Origin of the sequence: Shewanella sp. NIFS-20-20 (genome assembly GCF_019209865.1) — a bacterium.
In the GTDB taxonomy this organism is placed as follows: domain Bacteria; phylum Pseudomonadota; class Gammaproteobacteria; order Enterobacterales; family Shewanellaceae; genus Shewanella.
The window spans coordinates 1-17770 of the sequence record NZ_JAHUTT010000007.1; the positions used below are offsets into that span (position 1 = coordinate 1).

Annotated in this window: 22 protein-coding genes, 1 tRNA gene and 1 pseudogene; 17 read left to right on the top strand and 7 right to left on the bottom strand. The window is 45.0% G+C overall.

Annotated features, from left to right (window positions below):
- The 10 genes and pseudogenes from KU855_RS03545 to KU855_RS03590 all read left to right on the top strand — a co-directional run.
- A pseudogene (locus tag KU855_RS03545) lies at positions 1-401 on the top strand (transposase); the annotation flags it as partial.
- A 570-nt stretch (positions 402-971) separates the two neighbouring features.
- Positions 972-2258: a site-specific integrase gene (locus KU855_RS03550; protein WP_218528981.1), complete on the top strand. Its 1287-nt coding sequence runs from the start codon at positions 972-974 to the stop codon at positions 2256-2258.
- A 1-nt stretch (position 2259) separates the two neighbouring features.
- Positions 2260-2874 carry a hypothetical protein gene (locus KU855_RS03555; protein ID WP_218528982.1) on the top strand — a complete coding sequence of 205 codons (615 nt, stop codon included), beginning with the start codon at positions 2260-2262 and terminating at the stop codon, positions 2872-2874.
- A gap of 93 nt (positions 2875-2967) precedes the next feature.
- Entirely contained in the window at positions 2968-3162 is a 195-nt protein-coding gene (locus KU855_RS03560; RefSeq protein ID WP_218528983.1) for a helix-turn-helix domain-containing protein, read from the top strand.
- Positions 3163-3452: 290 nt separating this feature from the next.
- Complete coding sequence (locus KU855_RS03565; RefSeq protein WP_218528984.1) at positions 3453-3857, top strand: hypothetical protein; 405 nt, start codon at positions 3453-3455, stop codon at positions 3855-3857.
- Positions 3858-3943: 86 nt separating this feature from the next.
- Positions 3944-4783 carry a helix-turn-helix domain-containing protein gene (locus KU855_RS03570; RefSeq protein ID WP_218528985.1) on the top strand — a complete coding sequence of 280 codons (840 nt, stop codon included), beginning with the start codon at positions 3944-3946 and terminating at the stop codon, positions 4781-4783.
- Positions 4784-5312: 529 nt separating this feature from the next.
- Positions 5313-5984, top strand: coding sequence for a hypothetical protein (locus KU855_RS03575; RefSeq protein WP_218528986.1), 672 nt, complete (start codon positions 5313-5315; stop codon positions 5982-5984).
- A 23-nt stretch (positions 5985-6007) separates the two neighbouring features.
- Positions 6008-6298, top strand: coding sequence for a hypothetical protein (locus tag KU855_RS03580; protein WP_218528987.1), 291 nt, complete (start codon positions 6008-6010; stop codon positions 6296-6298).
- On the top strand, positions 6285-6539 hold the full coding sequence (locus KU855_RS03585) for a hypothetical protein (protein ID WP_218528988.1): 255 nt from the start codon (positions 6285-6287) through the stop codon (positions 6537-6539). The genes KU855_RS03580 and KU855_RS03585 overlap by 14 nt, the downstream gene beginning before the upstream one ends.
- A 194-nt stretch (positions 6540-6733) precedes the next feature.
- Entirely contained in the window at positions 6734-6991 is a 258-nt protein-coding gene (locus KU855_RS03590; protein ID WP_218528989.1) for a hypothetical protein, read from the top strand.
- A 168-nt stretch (positions 6992-7159) separates the two neighbouring features.
- Here the strand turns inward: KU855_RS03590 and KU855_RS03595 are convergent.
- From KU855_RS03595 to KU855_RS03610, 4 genes are all read right to left on the bottom strand, one after another.
- Positions 7160-7235, bottom strand: a tRNA-Arg gene (locus KU855_RS03595).
- 82 nt (positions 7236-7317) lie between these two features.
- Complete coding sequence (locus tag KU855_RS03600) at positions 7318-7608, bottom strand: hypothetical protein (protein ID WP_218528990.1); 291 nt, start codon at positions 7606-7608, stop codon at positions 7318-7320.
- Complete coding sequence (locus KU855_RS03605; RefSeq protein ID WP_218528991.1) at positions 7598-8977, bottom strand: 6-hydroxymethylpterin diphosphokinase MptE-like protein; 1380 nt, start codon at positions 8975-8977, stop codon at positions 7598-7600. Before KU855_RS03605 ends, KU855_RS03600 begins: the two co-directional genes overlap by 11 nt.
- A 78-nt stretch (positions 8978-9055) precedes the next feature.
- Complete coding sequence (locus KU855_RS03610) at positions 9056-10225, bottom strand: flagellar assembly protein T N-terminal domain-containing protein (RefSeq protein WP_218528992.1); 1170 nt, start codon at positions 10223-10225, stop codon at positions 9056-9058.
- 489 nt (positions 10226-10714) lie between these two features.
- Here KU855_RS03610 and KU855_RS03615 point away from each other — a divergent pair, with 489 nt between their 5' ends.
- Positions 10715-11365, top strand: coding sequence for a FlgO family outer membrane protein (locus KU855_RS03615; protein WP_218528993.1), 651 nt, complete (start codon positions 10715-10717; stop codon positions 11363-11365).
- Positions 11362-11835, top strand: a complete 474-nt coding sequence (locus KU855_RS03620; protein ID WP_218528994.1) for an LPP20 family lipoprotein — start codon at positions 11362-11364, stop codon at positions 11833-11835. The genes KU855_RS03615 and KU855_RS03620 overlap by 4 nt, the downstream gene beginning before the upstream one ends.
- Before the next feature lie 565 nt (positions 11836-12400).
- Here KU855_RS03620 and KU855_RS03625 read toward each other — a convergent pair.
- The 3 genes from KU855_RS03625 to flgA form a co-directional block, all read right to left on the bottom strand.
- Positions 12401-12838 (bottom strand): flagella synthesis protein FlgN, encoded by a 438-nt coding sequence (locus tag KU855_RS03625; protein ID WP_218528995.1) that lies wholly within the window; start codon positions 12836-12838, stop codon positions 12401-12403.
- Positions 12828-13157 carry a flagellar biosynthesis anti-sigma factor FlgM gene (flgM, locus tag KU855_RS03630; RefSeq protein WP_218528996.1) on the bottom strand — a complete coding sequence of 110 codons (330 nt, stop codon included), beginning with the start codon at positions 13155-13157 and terminating at the stop codon, positions 12828-12830. Before flgM ends, KU855_RS03625 begins: the two co-directional genes overlap by 11 nt.
- Before the next feature lie 107 nt (positions 13158-13264).
- On the bottom strand, positions 13265-13990 hold the full coding sequence (flgA, locus tag KU855_RS03635; protein ID WP_218528997.1) for a flagellar basal body P-ring formation chaperone FlgA: 726 nt from the start codon (positions 13988-13990) through the stop codon (positions 13265-13267).
- A 197-nt stretch (positions 13991-14187) separates the two neighbouring features.
- On the opposite strand from flgA, the gene KU855_RS03640 reads away from it, so the two are divergent.
- The 5 genes from KU855_RS03640 (at position 14188) to flgD (ending at position 17755) form a co-directional block, all read left to right on the top strand.
- Positions 14188-15123: a chemotaxis protein CheV gene (locus tag KU855_RS03640; protein WP_218528998.1), complete on the top strand. Its 936-nt coding sequence runs from the start codon at positions 14188-14190 to the stop codon at positions 15121-15123.
- 54 nt (positions 15124-15177) lie between these two features.
- The gene (locus tag KU855_RS03645; RefSeq protein WP_218528999.1) at positions 15178-16008 is read left to right on the top strand and encodes a protein-glutamate O-methyltransferase CheR; all 831 of its coding nucleotides are present in this window, start codon (positions 15178-15180) and stop codon (positions 16006-16008) included.
- Positions 16009-16156: 148 nt separating this feature from the next.
- Positions 16157-16555 (top strand): flagellar basal body rod protein FlgB, encoded by a 399-nt coding sequence (gene flgB, locus KU855_RS03650; RefSeq protein WP_218529000.1) that lies wholly within the window; start codon positions 16157-16159, stop codon positions 16553-16555.
- Positions 16556-16557: 2 nt separating this feature from the next.
- Positions 16558-16974, top strand: coding sequence for a flagellar basal body rod protein FlgC (flgC, locus tag KU855_RS03655; RefSeq protein WP_218529001.1), 417 nt, complete (start codon positions 16558-16560; stop codon positions 16972-16974).
- Between the two features lie 13 nt (positions 16975-16987).
- Positions 16988-17755: a flagellar hook assembly protein FlgD gene (flgD, locus tag KU855_RS03660; RefSeq protein WP_371316318.1), complete on the top strand. Its 768-nt coding sequence runs from the start codon at positions 16988-16990 to the stop codon at positions 17753-17755.
- The last annotated feature ends 15 nt before the right edge of the window (positions 17756-17770 follow it).

Sequence of the window (17770 nt, forward strand, 5' to 3'; positions counted from 1 at the left end):
AAGCGCCAACCCTTGAGCAATCACATTACACCAGTATTCAATTACGCCTCCAAGCAGCACTAAGCGGCCAACAACCGGCATCGCTCATGCAGTTTACTGGCAATGAGTGTGACAACCAGCCTAATGGTCTTCACTTTGACGTTAAAGATTACCTCGAATTGATAGAAGACACCGGCCGGATAGTCCGCAATGACAAGCGAGGCAGTATAAATAACGGCAGCAGCCGGGTGCTTGAGCGCTTGAATATATCGCCAGAGAATTGGCTTAAACTTGCCACTGAATTTGGCCAGTTATTCCATGGGCCGGCAGGAAATACGCAAGAGCTGGATAAATTTTGTGAGCATTTACAAAAACGACGACGGCACTTTGTCAAGAGTTGTCAGTATTTGAATACCCACTGACAGATAGCCACTGAACTCCCCCTTTTCCCCTAAAAATTAACTCATTGTCCATGAGTCGATTTAGCCTGCCCGAATCACAGTGATGACCTGCAAATAAGCGCCATATCTTTCAACTAAACACAAGGTGAGAGTCTAACAGGGCCGTTGAAACGTTATGACCTCGTTAAGCGTGAGATGATTGCTGACATAGCGCGAGGATGCGGGTTAAATCATTGTTTTATTGTGGGTGGCTTCTTAATTACTTTATTGTGGGTGGCGTCTTAATTACTTCTTAATTAGCTTTAGCAAATGCCGTTTTGCAATGAGACGAATCGTGCAGCGTATTGAGATGAGCAATCTAGATTAGGAATAGTGAGTCTAAGCAGAGGTCGCCGGAGATGGCCCTTGCTTATGGTCTCCCCACAGGGGATAAACCCGCCTAATACACCCACTTTAACCAACCTTAACAACCGCAAATATTGATATATAAAATCAACCACTTATTTTAAAATCACATTAATGGATATATATTAAATTTAATGTATATTTACCTTTAGCGGGAGATTGGTGGGAGATAAGTGGGAGATCAATATGACTAAAAAAGAAAGGTTCAAGTTTACTAAAACGCTAATAAAGCAACTCAGAGAGAGACGCGAAAACACTTATTATGGTGATACTGAAGTCCCACCTCTACATTTAAAAACTAATACTAACGGCAATGGTTATTTTTACTTAATAAAGCGTGTTCAAGGTAAAAAGGTTTTTGTTAGCTACGGTAGTTCTGACGAAATGACTGTGGAACAAGCCCGAAAAGCAGCGCTTGATGATATAGAATTGATGCGCCAAGGGATAAACCCTAATGAGGAAAAAGCCGCGATAAGAGAGCGCAGACTTAACAGCTTTACTTATGCTGATTTGTTTGCAGCCTATAAGGCTGATTTCCAAGTCAGAATAAAAGCTGGTGAGCGTAGACCTAAATCGCTTGAGGATGCTCAATCCCTTTTCAAACTTCACACTAAGCCCTTTTTTAAAAACAAAGACGTTCGAGACCTCACTAATGATGATGCTCGAAAAATTATTTCAGATCTAAAAACGGCAAAGAGCCCTGCAATTAGTAACAAGTGCCTCACTCAAATCAAATCAATCTTTAACTACGCAAAGAAAGAAGGTCTTATTTCTGACAATCATTTTGCCGTAGCTAAAAAATTTGCAGAGCAGCCAAGAGAGCGAGTATTGACTCAAGAGGAAGAAATCAGACTTTTGGCAGCACTGGACGAAGAACCACAAATTTATAAAGACATTGTATTAATCGCTTTGCTGACAGGACAGCGTAAAAGCTGCGTTTTGTCTTTGAGATGGGAAGAAATAGACCCGCAACAAAGAATTTGGACGATACCAGCAAGTAAGGCTAAATCTAAAAAAGGCTTAGTTGTGCCACTTATCCCCGCAGCAATGGAAATCTTAAACCGAAGAAGCCAAGAGGCTGAACAAGGCGAGGTTTTTGTATTCCCTAATAAGCGCAGCAAACTAGGTCATGTTGTTGAAAAAACAGGACAAGGAAGCTTTTGGAGACGCGTAACAAAGCGTGCAGGACTTTATTCAGACGACAAAGCACAAAGATTAACCTTTCACGATTTAAGGCGTTCTACAGCCACCAGAATGGCGAGAGCAGGCATAGAGTTAGCCATCATTCAAAAGGCGTTAGGTCATAGCTCAATAGCGATTACACAGCGCACCTACGCACACCATGATTTAACTCAGGTTAGGGCAGGATTAGAGCATATCAGAAACGAGCCACAAACAGCCGTAGAGCTATTAAAAGAACAGCTAAAGGCACTTACACCAGAACAACGAAAAGAATTGCTAGGGGGGCTTTAGGGTGAACATTGACAATCCTGATGATATAGATGGTTACGGATGGGATTTGTATCATGTTTTTGTAGATGAACTCATTTCAGGTGGGTGTCCTGATCATTCGCTTTTATTGACAAATCTAACCAATCTTCTTTCCATGTGGAAAGCAACTGATGATCCCGGTTATTTGGATATCCTCTTACTAAATGCTGTGCAATATAGGCTTAGTTTGGGGCGCGCTATTACTTGGGAGCTGGCGAAAGCTGCGAATATTCGATTGTCGGGTAAAACAGCAGAGAGATCTGGAATAAAGGCGCAAGCAGCAAAGGTTTACATTATCAGAGTAAATGCCTGTAGTTGGATTTATCGGCTAAGAACATATTGCGGTATGAATGCAGATGACGCCAAACATAAAGCCGCAGCGAGGCTTTATGAGGAAAATAAAAATAGTGATATCAAAGTTGAAATGAAACCAGATACGTTAGGTAAATTGTATAACTTACTGTATCCAGAAGTGCGCATTGAGAAAATGAAAAACAATCCAATTGATCTTGAGTGGGCAAAAAATAATGCTGAAGCATTCGAAAGCGAGTTTACTCATGTTTTACCCGTTCATTTAGAGCCAAATAGCAGGGATTAATTTCGGGAATTTTTTTGCCAGATAAATTCCTTCAGTGTTTATTCCGTATATATAAAAATATCACCTAGTTAATCAAACTAAATGGTGATAAATATGCAAAACAATCAATCTTTACTCAACAATTCTGAAGCAGCAGCTTATTTAGGCGTAACAGAGGGAACTCTAACAGTCTGGAGAAGCTGCGGCAGATACAACCTCCCCTTTGTAAAAGTTGGTCGCTTAGTCCGCTACAGGCTAACCGATTTAAACGCATTCCTAGATAGCAGAACGCAAACCAAAACCGCCTAGGCTTATCCCTTGTAAGGAGAAAACTTACCTCATAAGCGTTTAATTTTATTCAATTAAAAATATTTTAGAAATAAATTCTACCAATTTACTACCGATTTTAAGGAGTTTTATGAAAATTACTATCGAATAAATGAAAGCTGATTATCCACTAGCCTATATGGAATTGATGAAAATGAATGTTGGATTAATGATGCTGCTTAACTGCTTTACCACCAGCATTGTTAGTCGATTAATCCGCTATAAACTCAGCGAGTTAAACACATTCCCAGACTTAACTAGAGAGGTCATAAATGAGTAAACGATCTTATGGAGTTTCAATAGTATTAGGTCGCCTTCTAAATGGAGAGCGCCTAACAGCAGAGCAAATAACTTTTTTAACTAATGGGGAGCAACAAAGCCGGGTAATGGATGAATTAAGAAAATCGTTCATCCCTTGGGACTGTGACGAATCGGCAAAAGATACAGTATGGTTTATCCCGCCTTCTGAAATTCATCGTTATTTCAATTGCAGAGATGAGCAGATAGAAGCCGAAAAATCACATTATTACGCAAAAAAAACCATGAAGCTTGATCGAATATTGAGGGATGCTATCAGGTGGCGCGGTGTGAATTGGCTTATCAACCGAATCAATGAGCAGGCGGCAAATGATTCAATCTATAACGCTGAAAAGCAAGAAGGCTCTGAGAAAAAGTAATCTCAAAGCCCTCCAATAAAAACATGGTTAGCGGTGTTAGTTTGGCGACATAAGCCGCTAACCATATTTGATAGAGTAATACTTCAATGGCTGAAAGTAAAACTGAAAAAGGTTCATGGCTTCCAGAATCAATCGAACAGGCAGTAATCCAAAGCGAGTTAGATTTGCACCATACATGGATTATCTGCAAGGCAATTTCTTTCTATAAAGCAAACCGCGATTTTTACGCGTCTAATGATCACCTAGCTAAGAGCCTAGGTAAAAGCACGAGACAAATACAAAGATACGTTAAAGACCTTGAGCGCTTCGGCTGGCTTTATGTGAACCAATCAAAGTCGGTTAATGGTTCAAGTAGAAAGCTATTACCTACCCCAAACACATTAGCAATTTTGAGGGGTGACATAGATGTCATGCCTAGGGGTGACGTAGATGTCATGGGAGGGGTGACGCCAGTGTCACCCAATAATAAAGACCATAACAAAGTTATTAATAATAAAGTTTTAACTACAACATCATTTGAAAATGATGCCGATGTTTTTTACAAGAATCATCTAAGGGAGTTAATAGCACAAGACTTAGGCATTGAACCTAATGATATGGTTTTCGAGTTTTATGAAGCTGCAAGGCAGTGGGCAGAGCTTGTTACGAATGTGGAGATACCTGAACATCCTAATACCTCAATAATTCAGCTATTGTTAAGCAATGATACATTGGCAGGCTTTGCTAACAGAAATCAGGTTATAGAGTTCCTTGATGGGCGCTACCAAGAAAGAAACGTATTCAAAAGAGACAAACCAGTAAACCTTAGCTGGCTAATGTGTGCAGAGATGGAGGACTTAGCAAGAGATGGGATTCTTAGTAGTGAAGGCTTTGCAGAGCAATGGAGTAACAACGCTGTAAAGCTTTTAGCAGAAACATTAGTTTGAGTAGAATTTAGTTGCACCTAAGTTGTTTTAGTCGAGTTCAGAAGAAAACTGATAACTCAATAGACTGATTTAATGAGATTTAAATTTAAACAATCATATTTTTCTCCCACCAATCTCCCCCCACATAGGGGAATAGGCTATTTTAATTGCACCGATAAGTGCCTTTGAAATGCCCAGAAATGGGCGAACCTAAACAACAGGGAAACCTACCTTTAAACCTAGTCTAAACCTACCCTACAAATCCCTAATAAAACCCCAAGGTCGCACAAAGGTTTTTAATTCCTAAACATTCTTATTAATTAAGACCGGTTTAATAAATTGGCCCTTTTTAGATTGACGACATTTCACCAACCAGCACGAACGCCCGCAAACATTCTCAGATTTCACATAGAAACGCCTAAGTTCCCCATAACGCATTAAGAAAAGCACCATAACGGCAGCTTTAACCATGTTTAACTGATAAAAACGATTAATAAATTCACTTTTAATCGAATAAATCTTTCGGAATAATCCTTGGGTGGTATAATTAATGAACAGGCATCAAGCCATTCAAAACGGGGTTAATTTTATGCAAACAATTTCAGATTTAGTTGGTCAAACAAAGGTAGCAAGTCGCCTACACAATACGTTGATGTTCAAGGGCATCGAACAAGCAGCAGAACGCTATGAGACCGTGATTAACAAGCTTGGGTCGCTTGATATGGGTAAGCTTGCTGCATCGGATAAGCAGGCTATTTACAAGCGCATTGAATCAGCAAATGAAAGTGTTTTACGAGAAATGCAGCAGCTAAGCAACAAGCTGTTGAGCAACCTTGCAGCCGCACAGGATAAGTTTGAGACCAATTCTAGACCAAGCCACACAGACTATCAGTTAGTCGGTTTAATGGCTGACAAACCGCCTCAAGAGTTATTGAGCATTGCTTTCAACTCAAAAGCAGCAGCTAAGTTGTTATATGGAACGGATGCAGGAGTTATTGCAGGCTTGTCACCTGACCAAATCAAAGGGCTTGCTAAATATGCTGCACCAGCCGAACACGCAGAAATCGAAGCGGTAGAGAAATCGCTAAACACTGTTATTAAATTTAAAGATGTTTTGGACAAGGCTCACTTTGCACATACTGCCAACTTTGCAGCGTCAGGAAATGACCAGAAAGTCCTAAGCATTCTTGATGATGAAACAGCCGAGCAAGAAACCGAATAATAAAATAACGGGATTTTTATTGCATGGCTGAATTTGAAACAGGAAATAAAAAAGGGGCGGGACGGCCAAAGGGCGCATTAAATAAGCGTTCTTTGTTGCCTAAATCCCTAAGTAAAGAAGCAATCAAACAGCTTGAAGGGAAGGTATTAGAGGGCGACATGGTAGCTATTAAGTTTGTTCTTGATAGGTTCTATCCTGCCCTTAAGCCGATTACGCCAGAAAACAGCATTGATCACCAGTTGATTGATGTTCGCATCAAAGAGGCGTACGAGTTTGAACAACGTCTAAAGGTTTTGGAAGATGCCCAGAAATAAATCATTGCTTAACCGTATCGAACAGCTAGAAAACCGCGGCAGTGTGATCATTGATTATTTCGATTGGGAAGATCATGAGCCCTCAGACGAAGAACTGTTCAATCAAGAGCATTATCACTTGATAAGCTCGGGGCAAATGAGCTGGGAGCAATATTGGCACTTTCAGCGAGAGCATGGGCTTCACAGTGAATTTGAAACCTATGCCGAGTACCGCAAAGACTTGCTAGAAAATGGATGGTAGCCAATGAAACCAAGCTATTTAAAGCGATTAGAAAGCCTGAAAAGCAATGAAAAGCAATGAAAAGATTGTTTACCCGTACAGATACCAGTTCACTGATGAAGCCGATTACATTCGATGGATGGACGAACACAATCCTGGTACTGACTGGCGGAAGAACTACAGACCATTAGACAGCTTTTACTAAGGGGTTAACCATGCAATTTGATGATAGTCAGGGCTTTGAAATAGACTTTTATTGCCGAGCAATTGCAGAAAGCTACCGTATGCAGCCTTACCGGTGGCTATCCCGATTCGGTGATCTCAGGCATTCAGGAACAATCCCACCACAGCACAAACACTTAAAAAGTGAGTATCGAGAAATCTTGCTTGATATGCGCTCAAAGGTTAAGACCGTTTACGACTCAGGCGTAAAGCCAGAATTTAAATTGAACACAGTGCAGCATTTTTCCTAACAAGTAGGAAATTAGATATAAATCCATCAACACAAAAGAGCCTAGCTTGAACACAAGGCTTTAACTTTTTGCAATATATTTTCTAATGAATCAGGCGGGAGAATAGCGGGAGAACGCCGAACCAATAACAACCCAAGCTATTGTTTTATATGATTTTTTATATTGAAATGGTCTCCCCACAGGGACTCGAACCCCGATCGGCCGCTTAGGAGGCGGCTGCTCTATCCTGTTGAGCTATAAGGAGACCCTGTGATTATACTGTTTTTATGGGCTATGGAAAGCCAAAAATTCTAATTGACTGTTTATTAAGCGCTATTTAGTGGTTTCTATGGCTCGGTTGCATGACTTGATGCTGGCGCATCGGTATTAGTTGGCAGCACTAAAAAACTGAGCAATTCATATTCTAAGGTATCAGCCATGCCGAGCCAGTCTTGGCGCTCTTGGGCTTCAAGTAAATAGCGCATAATGGCCAATAACTCATCCCCAGGCTGGGCTTGATAGTAGGCTTGGATAACATCAAGGCAAGCTAAGTAGTGAACGTTAGCAAATCCTTCGTTACCGCAGCGGTAGTCATTGGCGCATTGACGGATAAGCGCTTGCGCTTCGTTATTCAGCATGAGATCTCCTGAGCTGTGACTGTGCTTGCCATTGGCGTAATAGCGCCTTGGGATCTTGGTAGGCACAACCGCGAATGGCGGCGCCGGCTTGGCTTAAGCGTTGGAATTGGCAATGTGGTTGTTTGGCAATAAATAGCTCCAATGCCCGCAGATACGAAATAAAGTTGAGGTTGGTGCTAATCAGCTTTCCTTCACCGTTTTTAATGCTGTGTTTGGCGAAACTGACTTTGGGTCCAAGCGCTCCATCCTCCCATGCAGCATGGGTTCTGCCATCGACAAAGCCAAAATCGGCCCCAATTAAATAGGTCTGCTTGATCCCTAACTGGCACGCTAGATCAACGGCGGGATGCAATACACTGCCATTGGCAAATAGGCGGCAGTGTTGGGCGCGCTGACATAGCGAGTCAAAGATGGGTTGAGTGCTGTAGGCGGCGTAGCGTTTGCCTGGCCAGCTAGCCAGTAAATCGGGGCGACTCTTAGGAAAGTACACTAAGGCGGGGGGGGATTGATGCTGAGCATGCTGCGCCACCAGTTGCGGCGCTTGGATCATCGCTGGCGTGATGAGCTCATCGATGCTAACCACAATATCACAACCTATTTGCTGGCTCATCAGGCCTTTTAAGGCAGTATCGACAGCAATTATCAGCGGCCGCTGAGATTGCGGCAGGGCATACACTTGCTGCAACCATGCATAGTGACTGGCTAAACTCGGCCCTGAGGCAATCACCAAGGCGGCTTGTTTATCGGCGTATATTTGGCGCAATTGTAAAGCGTCTTCATCATGCTGCCAGAAGGGTTGATTGTCTTCAAAACGCTGTAAATGGAGCGCGCGATTGGCTTCGTGGCGGCGATTAGCAAAACCAACATTTTTCTCATGCAAGATTATATCACGTTGATATTGATAGGGTTCGTCGCAAAATCCAAGGTCGGCGGTACAGGCGAGCCAAAGGCGTCCTAATCCCATGTGGGCCGGAGTAGTTAAGAGCGTTAACTGTGGGTGGCTCAACCATTGGCTTTGGTCGGTATAGGTGAGCAACAGTTTTAGCAGGCTGAGGTTAAGGCAATGCACCCTTAACGATTGCACTTGCTTCTCATGCAATAAATACCAAGGGACATCGCCCATGCCAATACCATAACAATCAATTTCTGTGGCGGCTGTGGGAATGGCTTGGCACAGTAGACTGGCTTCGGCGATGCGATTATGGCGGCTACTGAGTTGAATGCCATTAACACTAATGGTTTGTTCGAGTCCCTGTTCAAGTTGCGCATTGATGCCATCAATATCGATGCGGGTTAGTTGCGCGGCGATGGCGGGCCAACGCGAGGCAATTAGCTTGAGATTGGTGTCGATTAATTGCGGTTGTGACATGCCATTTCCATTGGGTTGGGGTCAAACGACCTTTGCATGAGTGCGAGTCGCACTGGCCAGATCGCGCCGAGGTTACGTTTATTGTTTTATCACCAAATCGTTGACCTGAATTCCGGTAGCTCCAACGGATTGTTGTAACACGCCGCTGGCACTCAGCTCGCTGATGTGGTCGAGTTTAAAGCTTAATTGGCTGGGGGCGGCTAAGGCTCGTAGCCCATTGAGGCGGTCGGGCATATCTTGCTTGAGCACAATCTTGAGCTGGTCGCTTACCTGCAAGCCATGACGACGACCGAGGTTGATCATTAAGCGGTTGCCATCCACGGCCACTATTTGCCCGAGTGTGGGGCGACACAATAGCTGATTATCTAATTCTTTAATGCCATCTTTAAGCAGTTTGTCTATGGCTTGGCCATAACTGGATTGCCAAAATTCGGCACTGTTGGGCATGACTTGTTGATGCCTATCGAAGGTCCAAGGCGCTTGGCTGCTTAAGGTTTGTTGCCATATGCGCTCGCCACTGATGGTGTGGTAGAGCTTGAATTTGGCAATAAATTGCCGCACTGGGTCGTTGTTCATTAAACCAAAGAGGCTACTGGTGGCAGGCAGGAGCGACATATCATCAATATCAATCTGTAATATGTATTGGCTGTCGGTGGTGATACCGAGCCATTCTGGGAAACGATACCCGCGGGTGAGGGCCAAACGGTTATCAATATCGAGGCGGTCTTGGCTGTGTAATTGCGCAAAGGTTTTGAGGCTATGCTGATCCATCTGCCGCGCTAAACGCTTGGATAGCTCGCTTTCAAAATTGACTAACTGGCCATAATTAAGCTGACTACGATCGGCGATTTGCGCTTGCGGAATTAATATCGCCGACGACAAGGCCGCCGCACTACAATTGGCCGCAGCTTGGTTGTCATCGTCAAGCAATAAGGCGATGGTGACCTGAAGTTGATTGCCGACCAGTTGTTCTGAGATCAGTTTCATCGATTGGGTCTGCAGCTGTTGCTGGAGGCTAACCCGATTGTCAGACAGTTGGCCTTGAGATACCGTGGTTTGACTGCTCATGGTAAAGCCATGGCTTAAGCTGGCATAGGTAATCGCTTGTTTGATGGCCTCTTGGCGAGCGCTGTCGATATCCGTTTGGATCTCGGCCTGGCCACTGGCATTAACCCAGCGTTCGGCTGCTGCACTAAATCCCCAACATGCGCAGCAAAGCCCTAGTATCAGTATTGGCGTTATATGCACTCGCAAATCTCCTCGGTTCGGCGTCAAGTGCTTGACAGCCTCGGCCGCTCTCACGGTTATGGTGGGGGTATTTCAGCTTGGTCGCCGCGGTTTTGACGCGCCATTGGCCTTGATGATGACCCCCCATCGAATAGTCATACCCAAGCAAGAAGTGTGCCTGTGTGAATTTATGGGATAAATCTAAGGGGTTAACTTTAGTTTCTGTTGCCCGTGCCGATAACTACAACACAGTCATTGATTGGTGCTTAAGCCCTTGACCGCTCATGATGACCGATGATGTGAGTCAATGCTGATAATGTGGTATTGGCTTTGCATAGCTTAAGCTCGCGAGTGGTTATGATTGCGACTGGCAGCGCTGCACGAGTCTGACAGTTAAGCGTGCGGATTAGCTGAGATTAATCATTGGTAAGTGCAGAGATGTTAAGGGCATATTTTATAGCAAGCTCATGATAGTTAATATGATTTTTGATGCTGGCAAAGGATAAATGAATGAAGATGAATACCTTGCTGAACGTAACACTCTGTTGCGCCAGTGTAACCTTAGCGTCTGGTTGTATGCACTCGCATCAACCCAGTTTGCCGCAGGCGCATCTACAAGACGGCTATGGTTTGCCGCCTACCTCGGCGATGGATCACTTGGCTGGCCGCATTGTGAATGACTTGGTTCGCCATCATAAGGGGTTAAATCTTAACAAGGTGGTGCTCGTGGCGACCCCAGTGTCAGTGGCACAGTTTTCAGATAGCGGCGATATGGCCAAGCAATTACAGCAAAGTTTAATGAGCTCGCTGCAACAGCAACAGTTTAATTTGGTTGACATAAATTTAGCCCAAAGCATGCGCATCACCTCGCAAGGCGACCAAATTTTGAGTCGTGATTGGCAGCAGTTACGCAGCGATGCCTTGGTGGATTATGTGTTAGTGACCAGTTACTCCTTTAATCGCGAAGGCATGCAAGTCAATAGCAAGATTTTAGATCTCGCCGATCAGCAAGTGATATCAGCGTCGGCCGCCTTTGCCTCTGTGGCTGAGTTGCCTGCATATTTGGCGCCATCTGAGCGCTCGGTCTCTGACAATGGCATCTTGTATCGCTACAGCCAGCCGGGTGAAGCAAAGGTTAGAGTATTAGGAGATGGCCGATGAAACGAGTTCAGATAAGCTACGCACTCAAGTTGCTATTACTCAGCGGTGTGATGGTGCTCAGTGGTTGTGCTAACAACGACAGATACGTGCAATGGGAAACCGAAGCGCCGCCGAGTTTTCCGGTGCTGACCGCCACAGGCTATGCGCCCTTGGCACAAACCGGCAGCAAAAATTCGGCGGAGCAAATGTTGATGGCGATGCAAGCGTCTAAAATTGCCGCTTATCGCGAATTAGCCGAGCAAGTCTATGGTCAGCAACTTCAAGCCAATAGTCAGGTGTCCGATTGGATGTTGGCGCAAGATGATGTGAAAGTCTCGGTTGAAGGCATGATTCGCGGTGCTAAAGTAGTGCGCAGTTATCCGGCGGGTGAGCATTATGTGACCGAGGTTGAAATGGATTTTGCCATGGTGTGGCAGCTCTACCAGCAACAAAACCGGCCGCAACGGGTTAAATCAGTGACCTATTTTTAGCGCTTAGCCAGTTTCCCCGTGAGTATTAGCCTTAAGGCCGGTATCGCGGGGAGCCAAGCGCTGCGCTCGCTCTCCCTCAAGCTGTCACCTTCTCAAGTTTTAATCTTCAGGCCGTAGCACTCTCAAGTGGCTAACACATACTGCACGTCACAATGCGTGTCGTGCTTGCCCGTCTTCTCCCTAGGTGCAATAGGGCGTTTGTCACTGATACGCGGGTATCACTCAGCCGCTGCCATTGCGGGCGCAAATTCCTAGGTAAACATATGCGTAAACCTTGAAGGCTAAGTCTTTGGCTCAATAAATGGCTAAGCAAATGCCTAAGTAAATAGCCAGGTTAATGGCCAAGTTAATGGCGAGGCTTTGCCATGGGCTGTCAGTGTTAACACCTGGGTGTTGCAGTGGCCGCTCGCAGCGCATTAGCGTGGGATAGGGCGCATAGGGATTGGGCGAAAGGGGATGGCATCACAAGGCGTGGGGCGTTGAGCATCCATTGCTCGCGCCGCGCGCGTCAAGTGCAGGCAAGGGAGTCACCGCCTAAGCACTTAGCCTAATAGGTTCGTGCGGCTTACACCTTAAGGTTATTACCTAAGGTTGAAATCGTATTGGTTTTGCCTTTGCCATCATAAGTCATGCTATTGGCGTTGCGGCTGGCTTGCAGCGCCTGTGCCAGACGATTTAGGCTGGCGATATTGAGCTCAATTAAGCTGGCATTGCGTTGGTTTAACTCTTGGCAGCGTTGCAGCGCTTCTCGGCAAAGGGCGACTTTGGCCGCAAGGCTTGGCTCTGTGGTTAGCGCAGCTTGCTCTGGGTGCAATGATAGGGCTCTATCCGTTTGCCCTAAGCGGTCGAGCAGGGTATTTTTCTCGGCGGCTAAGGTGAGTAGGGCCTCGGCTTGTTTAGCGGCCAATGCCTCGGATTCTTGCACGATCACTTGCTCTAGTCGCTCAAGGCAATCTTGTTGCGCCGTTAATAACTCAGTGAGCGCTGGGAGTTCAATAGTCATTGAGATCCTGCATTTGTTTTTCAAATTCAACGATGTTAGCCGCTAAACGTTCAGGGTCAATTTTGTAATTGCCTTCGGCAATGGCCAGTTTAATTTGATCAATTTTTTTCTGATCAACATCGGGTAAGGCGTTCATTTTTGCGGCCGCCCCTTGTAGTTGTTGTGCCTGAGGGGTCAGCATGACCGAATCCGTTTTTACGGTGGCCGCTGATTGCGCCGCAACTTGACTGGTGCCTTGTTGAGGCTGAGAACCTTGCTGAGTTTTACTGCGTACTTGCGTATTGGCAGCAGAATTCAGTTTTGAAATATCAATCGCCATAAGTGGCTCCGCGTTAATTCGTTTTCAGTGTATCTTAGTTATCGACCACTTAAGCTAAGACTTAACTTTTTTTTCAATAAAAATGTTAGGCCAATCGTTAACCTGGCTTACATCCTGATTTCAACTGTCCCCACGCCAGTGACCACGGCGGATAACATTTTGTGTGAATTAGCATTTTTTATTCTGATATGCTCACCAGGAATGCCATCACTTTGGGCATAGCCATGGGTACGAATGGTAAAATTCTGGCTCTTGGCAATAATAGTGACACTATCACCCTCACAAACAAAGCATAAGTTATCAATAAATACTGGGCTACCTTGGCCTAAGCGGCGTTTGGAGCGACTGCCGAGCAAAGACTCAATCTCACTGCTTTGCTCACCTCGCAGTTGTGTTTGCTCGATCAGCGCGATATCGAGCATATCGGCGGTCAGTAATTCGCCGACATTGATTGGGCGCTTGGCAATGACCACCGGAAAATTAACCTCGACTTTTACCGCCATAAAAATTTGCCAAGGATAATCAAGCTCGGGGCTATCGCAACTGACTTTGACGGTATTGTTGCGACCGATGGCACGATCAGACGCTACTTCGGCCTGAACTTCGCCGCGGCACAAGGGCACATTAATCCGATCGCTCAAGGGGTGCGGTTCAATATTCACTTGGGAACCTGCCACCGGAATGATTTTTTGTTGCACCGCGCTAATCGCGAGTTGATAAATGTCAGCCAGCGTCGGCCTCACCGTGATGGCGGCAGGCGTTTGCGCATTGGCGATGCCTAATAAGACTAGGTTAAAACCAAACACTAGCCCTATAATAATGATTTTGTGCATTTTCATGACGTTGAAACTGGCTTGTTTATCAAGATTCCACCTATACTTTGTTTCATGTACTAAGTTTGGGTTGTGAATAGTCAGTTTTTTAGTGTCATAATTTCGACGCTAACTCACAAGTCAGTTAAGTAAAGCAAGTTATGTGCCTATACTCATAATGAGTAGGAAGGGAATTAAATAGTAACAAAGGCAATGTTATGGCAAATATTCTTGAGTCAGTGAATCAGCGTACTCAGCTGGTGGGTCAAAATCGGTTAGAGTTGTTGCTATTTAAGCTCAGTGGCAAACAAAGATTTGGCATTAATGTGTTTAAAGTCAAAGAAGTACTGCAGTGCCCGCCGTTAACCAATCTTCCCAAATTAAGCCCTTTGGTGCGTGGTGTCGCGCATATCCGTGGTCAAACGATATCGGTGATCGATTTAAGTGCGGCGACCGGCGGTCCTCGCATCGAAAATGTGGATAATTGCTTCATTATTATTTCGGAATACAACCGCAGTATCCAAGGGTTCTTGGTCAATTCGGTCGAACGGATTATTAATATGAACTGGGGCGATATTATGCCGCCCCCCGATGGCACAGGCCGCTATTCCTATTTAACGGCAGTGACTGAAATCGAAGGTGAGCTGGTTGAAATTTTAGATGTTGAAAAAATCCTCGATCAAATATCACCAGTCAAAACCGAGATCAGCCAAGAAACCGCCGAATTACTTAATATTGACCGCGAGCAAAACTATCACATTATGGTGATCGACGATTCAGCGGTAGCGCGTAAGCAAATTATTCGCTCATTAAATTCACTTGAGTTAGAAATTGATACCGCTAAAGATGGCCGTGAAGCCTTAGAAATGCTCAAAGCGCGTGCGGAGACATGCGAAGATGTGTCACAGCAAATCCCATTGATCATTTCTGATATTGAAATGCCCGAAATGGATGGATATACCTTAACCGCTGAAATTCGTGGTAACCCCAAGTTGAAAAATATTAAAATAGTACTCCATACTTCCTTGAGTGGGGTATTTAATCAGGCCATGGTTGAAAAAGTCGGTGCCGATGACTTTATCGCCAAATTTAACCCTGATGAATTGGCTCAAGCAGTCAATAAACACCTCAGTTTGGAATTAACCACTGAGTAAATTTGGATTTTAGGTGCATTGTTAATTCATGCGACGTATTTATAGGGACATGCCTTGCCAAACAAGACGCTAGCTGATACCGAGTACAATCAGTTTAAACATTTTTTAGAGCAACAAAGTGGCATAGTATTAGGGGATAACAAGCAGTATTTAGTCAGAAGCCGCTTGAGTCCATTAATGGCTAAGTTTAACTGTGACACCATGACACAGTTAGTGAAGCTGGCGATGGGTTCATCGGATAGGCAGCTTCGGGTTGAAGTCATCGATGCTATGACCACCAATGAAACGCTCTGGTTTAGGGATAAATTTCCATTTGAATTAATGGCGAATATCATATTACCTGAATATGCTGCGGTCGGCCGCCCGATCAAAATTTGGTCTGCGGCCTGTTCCTCTGGGCAAGAGCCTTATTCGTTAGCGATGACCCTACTCGAATTTCAACAAAAACGTCCCAACAGTTTGGCGGGCACCAGTATTGTGGCCACGGATCTGTCGCCAACCATGCTGGAGCGTTGTCGTGTGGCGGAATATGATCCTCTCGCCTTAGCTCGCGGCTTAACCGAGGAGCATAAGCGTCAATTTTTTGAGCCGGTTGCTAACCAAAAAAGCATGAAGGTTAAAGATAACGTGAAACGGTTAGTCACCTTTAAACCGCTCAATTTATTAGAGAGTTATGCCAGCCTTGGTAAGTTCGATGTGATTTTTTGCCGCAATGTGCTGATCTATTTTGCGCCGGAGGCAAAGTCGAAAATTTTGCGGCAATTTGCTGCCGCTCTTAATCCTAATGGGGTGCTATTTCTCGGCGCCTCGGAGTCATTGGCTGGGCTGTCTGATGATTTTGATATGATACGCTGCAATCCAGGTATCTACTACCGCAAACGCTAAGCCCAATTGAGTAAAAAACCACAGCCGCGGCTGTGGTTTTTTGTGCCTGGGCATTTTTGTTACTCATTTCAGCACCAATTGTTCGCGTTCTCTACTTTTTGGCACATCAATTGCTTTATTTTTGCTGACACAATCGGGAGGCAAAATTATGGCGATCAGTTTTGATAAAGCATTAGGCGTTCATCAGCACACTTTGGGGGTGCGAGCTCAACGTGCTGAAGTAATCGCAAGCAACATAGCAAACGCTGATACGCCAGGCTATAAGGCGAAAGATGTGGATTTTTCCATGGCCATGCAATCAGCCATGGGTAAACAATCTGGCCTCAGTATGAGCCAAAGCCATGAAAAACACTTTGATCTGCAAGCTAAAATGGCCCCCGAAGTAAAGTTTCGAGTTCCAAATCAAGCCGATACTGGCGATGGTAATACCGTTGATATTCAACAAGAGCAGACGGCATTTATGCAAAACGCCCTCGAGTATCAAATGTCCCTCGGTTTTTTAGACAGTAAGTTTGCTGGCCTAAAGAAAGCATTGAAAGGTAATTAATCATGAGCTTATTTAATATTTTTGATGTTTCTGGCAGTGGCATGTCGGCTCAATCCATTCGTATGAATACCACCGCCAGTAACATTGCCAATGCTGATGCGGTATCCAGTAGCCAAGATAAAACCTATCGCGCTCGATATCCGGTGTTTGAAGCCGAAATGGCCAAGGCCAGCCACCAACAGCAACACGGCCAGAGTGTGTTGGTCAAGGGCATTGTTGAAAGTGATGCCCCGCTGCAAAAAGAATACTCACCATCGCACCCGATGGCGGATAACGATGGCTTTATTTACAAACCTAATGTCAACGTGATGGAGCAAATGGCCGACATGATCTCCTCATCACGTTCTTATCAAATGAATGTCCAAGTGGCTGATGCAGCAAAGTCGATGCTGCAACAGACCTTGCGTATTGGCAAATAAAAGGAGGTAACTTGTGAGCCTCATTAATCCTCTGGGCACCGGCCCATTACCCGCTAACAGCCAAGCTAGTAGTCCGGGTATTAGTAAAAATACTGCGGGCCAGTCTGCCAACCCGTTTCTTGAAGGCATCCGCTTGCCGGAAGAGTCAAACATTCCTGAAGCTAAGGCGCAGGAATTAACCCAAGAAGATTTTTTCTCGCTCTTGAGCCAACAGTTGTCGATGCAAGATCCGTTTAAACCGGTAGAGAATGATCAGATGATTGCCCAAATGGCGTCGTTTTCTACCGTAGATGGTATCGCTAAGCTCAACGAAGAAATTGTCAATCTAAACAGTGTGATGACCTCGAGTCAGGCGTTACAAGCGTCAGGGCTTGTCGGGCAAAAAGTGCTGATCCCATCATCGAGCACCCATGTCAGTGTCGAAGAGCCTGATGTCAAAGCGGTGGTGACCACGCCATCGGCAATTAAAGACATTGTGGTGCGCGTCGAAGATGACAAAGGCCAGTTGGTGACGAGCTTTAATGTCGACGGCAGTGCCGGTGGCAATATTGATTTTGGCTGGGACGGCAAAAACAGTAAAGGCGAATTAGTGGCGGCAGGCAACTATGTGTTTAAAGCCAGCGGCAAGGTTGACGGTAAGTCGCAAGAGTTACCTGTTTCTAGTTATGCCCATGTGACCAGTGTGTCACTTGGCAATGCGACCACAGGCGCCATTCTCAACTTGAAGGGAATTGGTGGCGTGAAACTTGGCGACGTACTTGCGGTTGCTGAAAATAAATAATGGCTAGGGCGGCAA

Coding starts and splice junctions, on each gene's coding strand:
- KU855_RS03550 (WP_218528981.1), top strand. CDS start 972: ATGACTAAAAAAGAAAGGTTCAAGTTTACTAAAACGCTAATAAAGCAA.
- KU855_RS03560 (WP_218528983.1), top strand. CDS start 2,968: ATGCAAAACAATCAATCTTTACTCAACAATTCTGAAGCAGCAGCTTAT.
- KU855_RS03565 (WP_218528984.1), top strand. CDS start 3,453: ATGAGTAAACGATCTTATGGAGTTTCAATAGTATTAGGTCGCCTTCTA.
- KU855_RS03570 (WP_218528985.1), top strand. CDS start 3,944: ATGGCTGAAAGTAAAACTGAAAAAGGTTCATGGCTTCCAGAATCAATC.
- KU855_RS03575 (WP_218528986.1), top strand. CDS start 5,313: ATGAACAGGCATCAAGCCATTCAAAACGGGGTTAATTTTATGCAAACA.
- KU855_RS03580 (WP_218528987.1), top strand. CDS start 6,008: ATGGCTGAATTTGAAACAGGAAATAAAAAAGGGGCGGGACGGCCAAAG.
- KU855_RS03585 (WP_218528988.1), top strand. CDS start 6,285: ATGCCCAGAAATAAATCATTGCTTAACCGTATCGAACAGCTAGAAAAC.
- KU855_RS03590 (WP_218528989.1), top strand. CDS start 6,734: ATGCAATTTGATGATAGTCAGGGCTTTGAAATAGACTTTTATTGCCGA.
- KU855_RS03600 (WP_218528990.1), bottom strand. CDS start 7,608: ATGCTGAATAACGAAGCGCAAGCGCTTATCCGTCAATGCGCCAATGAC.
- KU855_RS03605 (WP_218528991.1), bottom strand. CDS start 8,977: ATGTCACAACCGCAATTAATCGACACCAATCTCAAGCTAATTGCCTCG.
- KU855_RS03615 (WP_218528993.1), top strand. CDS start 10,715: ATGAAGATGAATACCTTGCTGAACGTAACACTCTGTTGCGCCAGTGTA.
- KU855_RS03620 (WP_218528994.1), top strand. CDS start 11,362: ATGAAACGAGTTCAGATAAGCTACGCACTCAAGTTGCTATTACTCAGC.
- KU855_RS03625 (WP_218528995.1), bottom strand. CDS start 12,838: ATGACTATTGAACTCCCAGCGCTCACTGAGTTATTAACGGCGCAACAA.
- flgM (WP_218528996.1), bottom strand. CDS start 13,157: ATGGCGATTGATATTTCAAAACTGAATTCTGCTGCCAATACGCAAGTA.
- flgA (WP_218528997.1), bottom strand. CDS start 13,990: ATGCACAAAATCATTATTATAGGGCTAGTGTTTGGTTTTAACCTAGTC.
- KU855_RS03640 (WP_218528998.1), top strand. CDS start 14,188: ATGGCAAATATTCTTGAGTCAGTGAATCAGCGTACTCAGCTGGTGGGT.
- flgB (WP_218529000.1), top strand. CDS start 16,157: ATGGCGATCAGTTTTGATAAAGCATTAGGCGTTCATCAGCACACTTTG.
- flgC (WP_218529001.1), top strand. CDS start 16,558: ATGAGCTTATTTAATATTTTTGATGTTTCTGGCAGTGGCATGTCGGCT.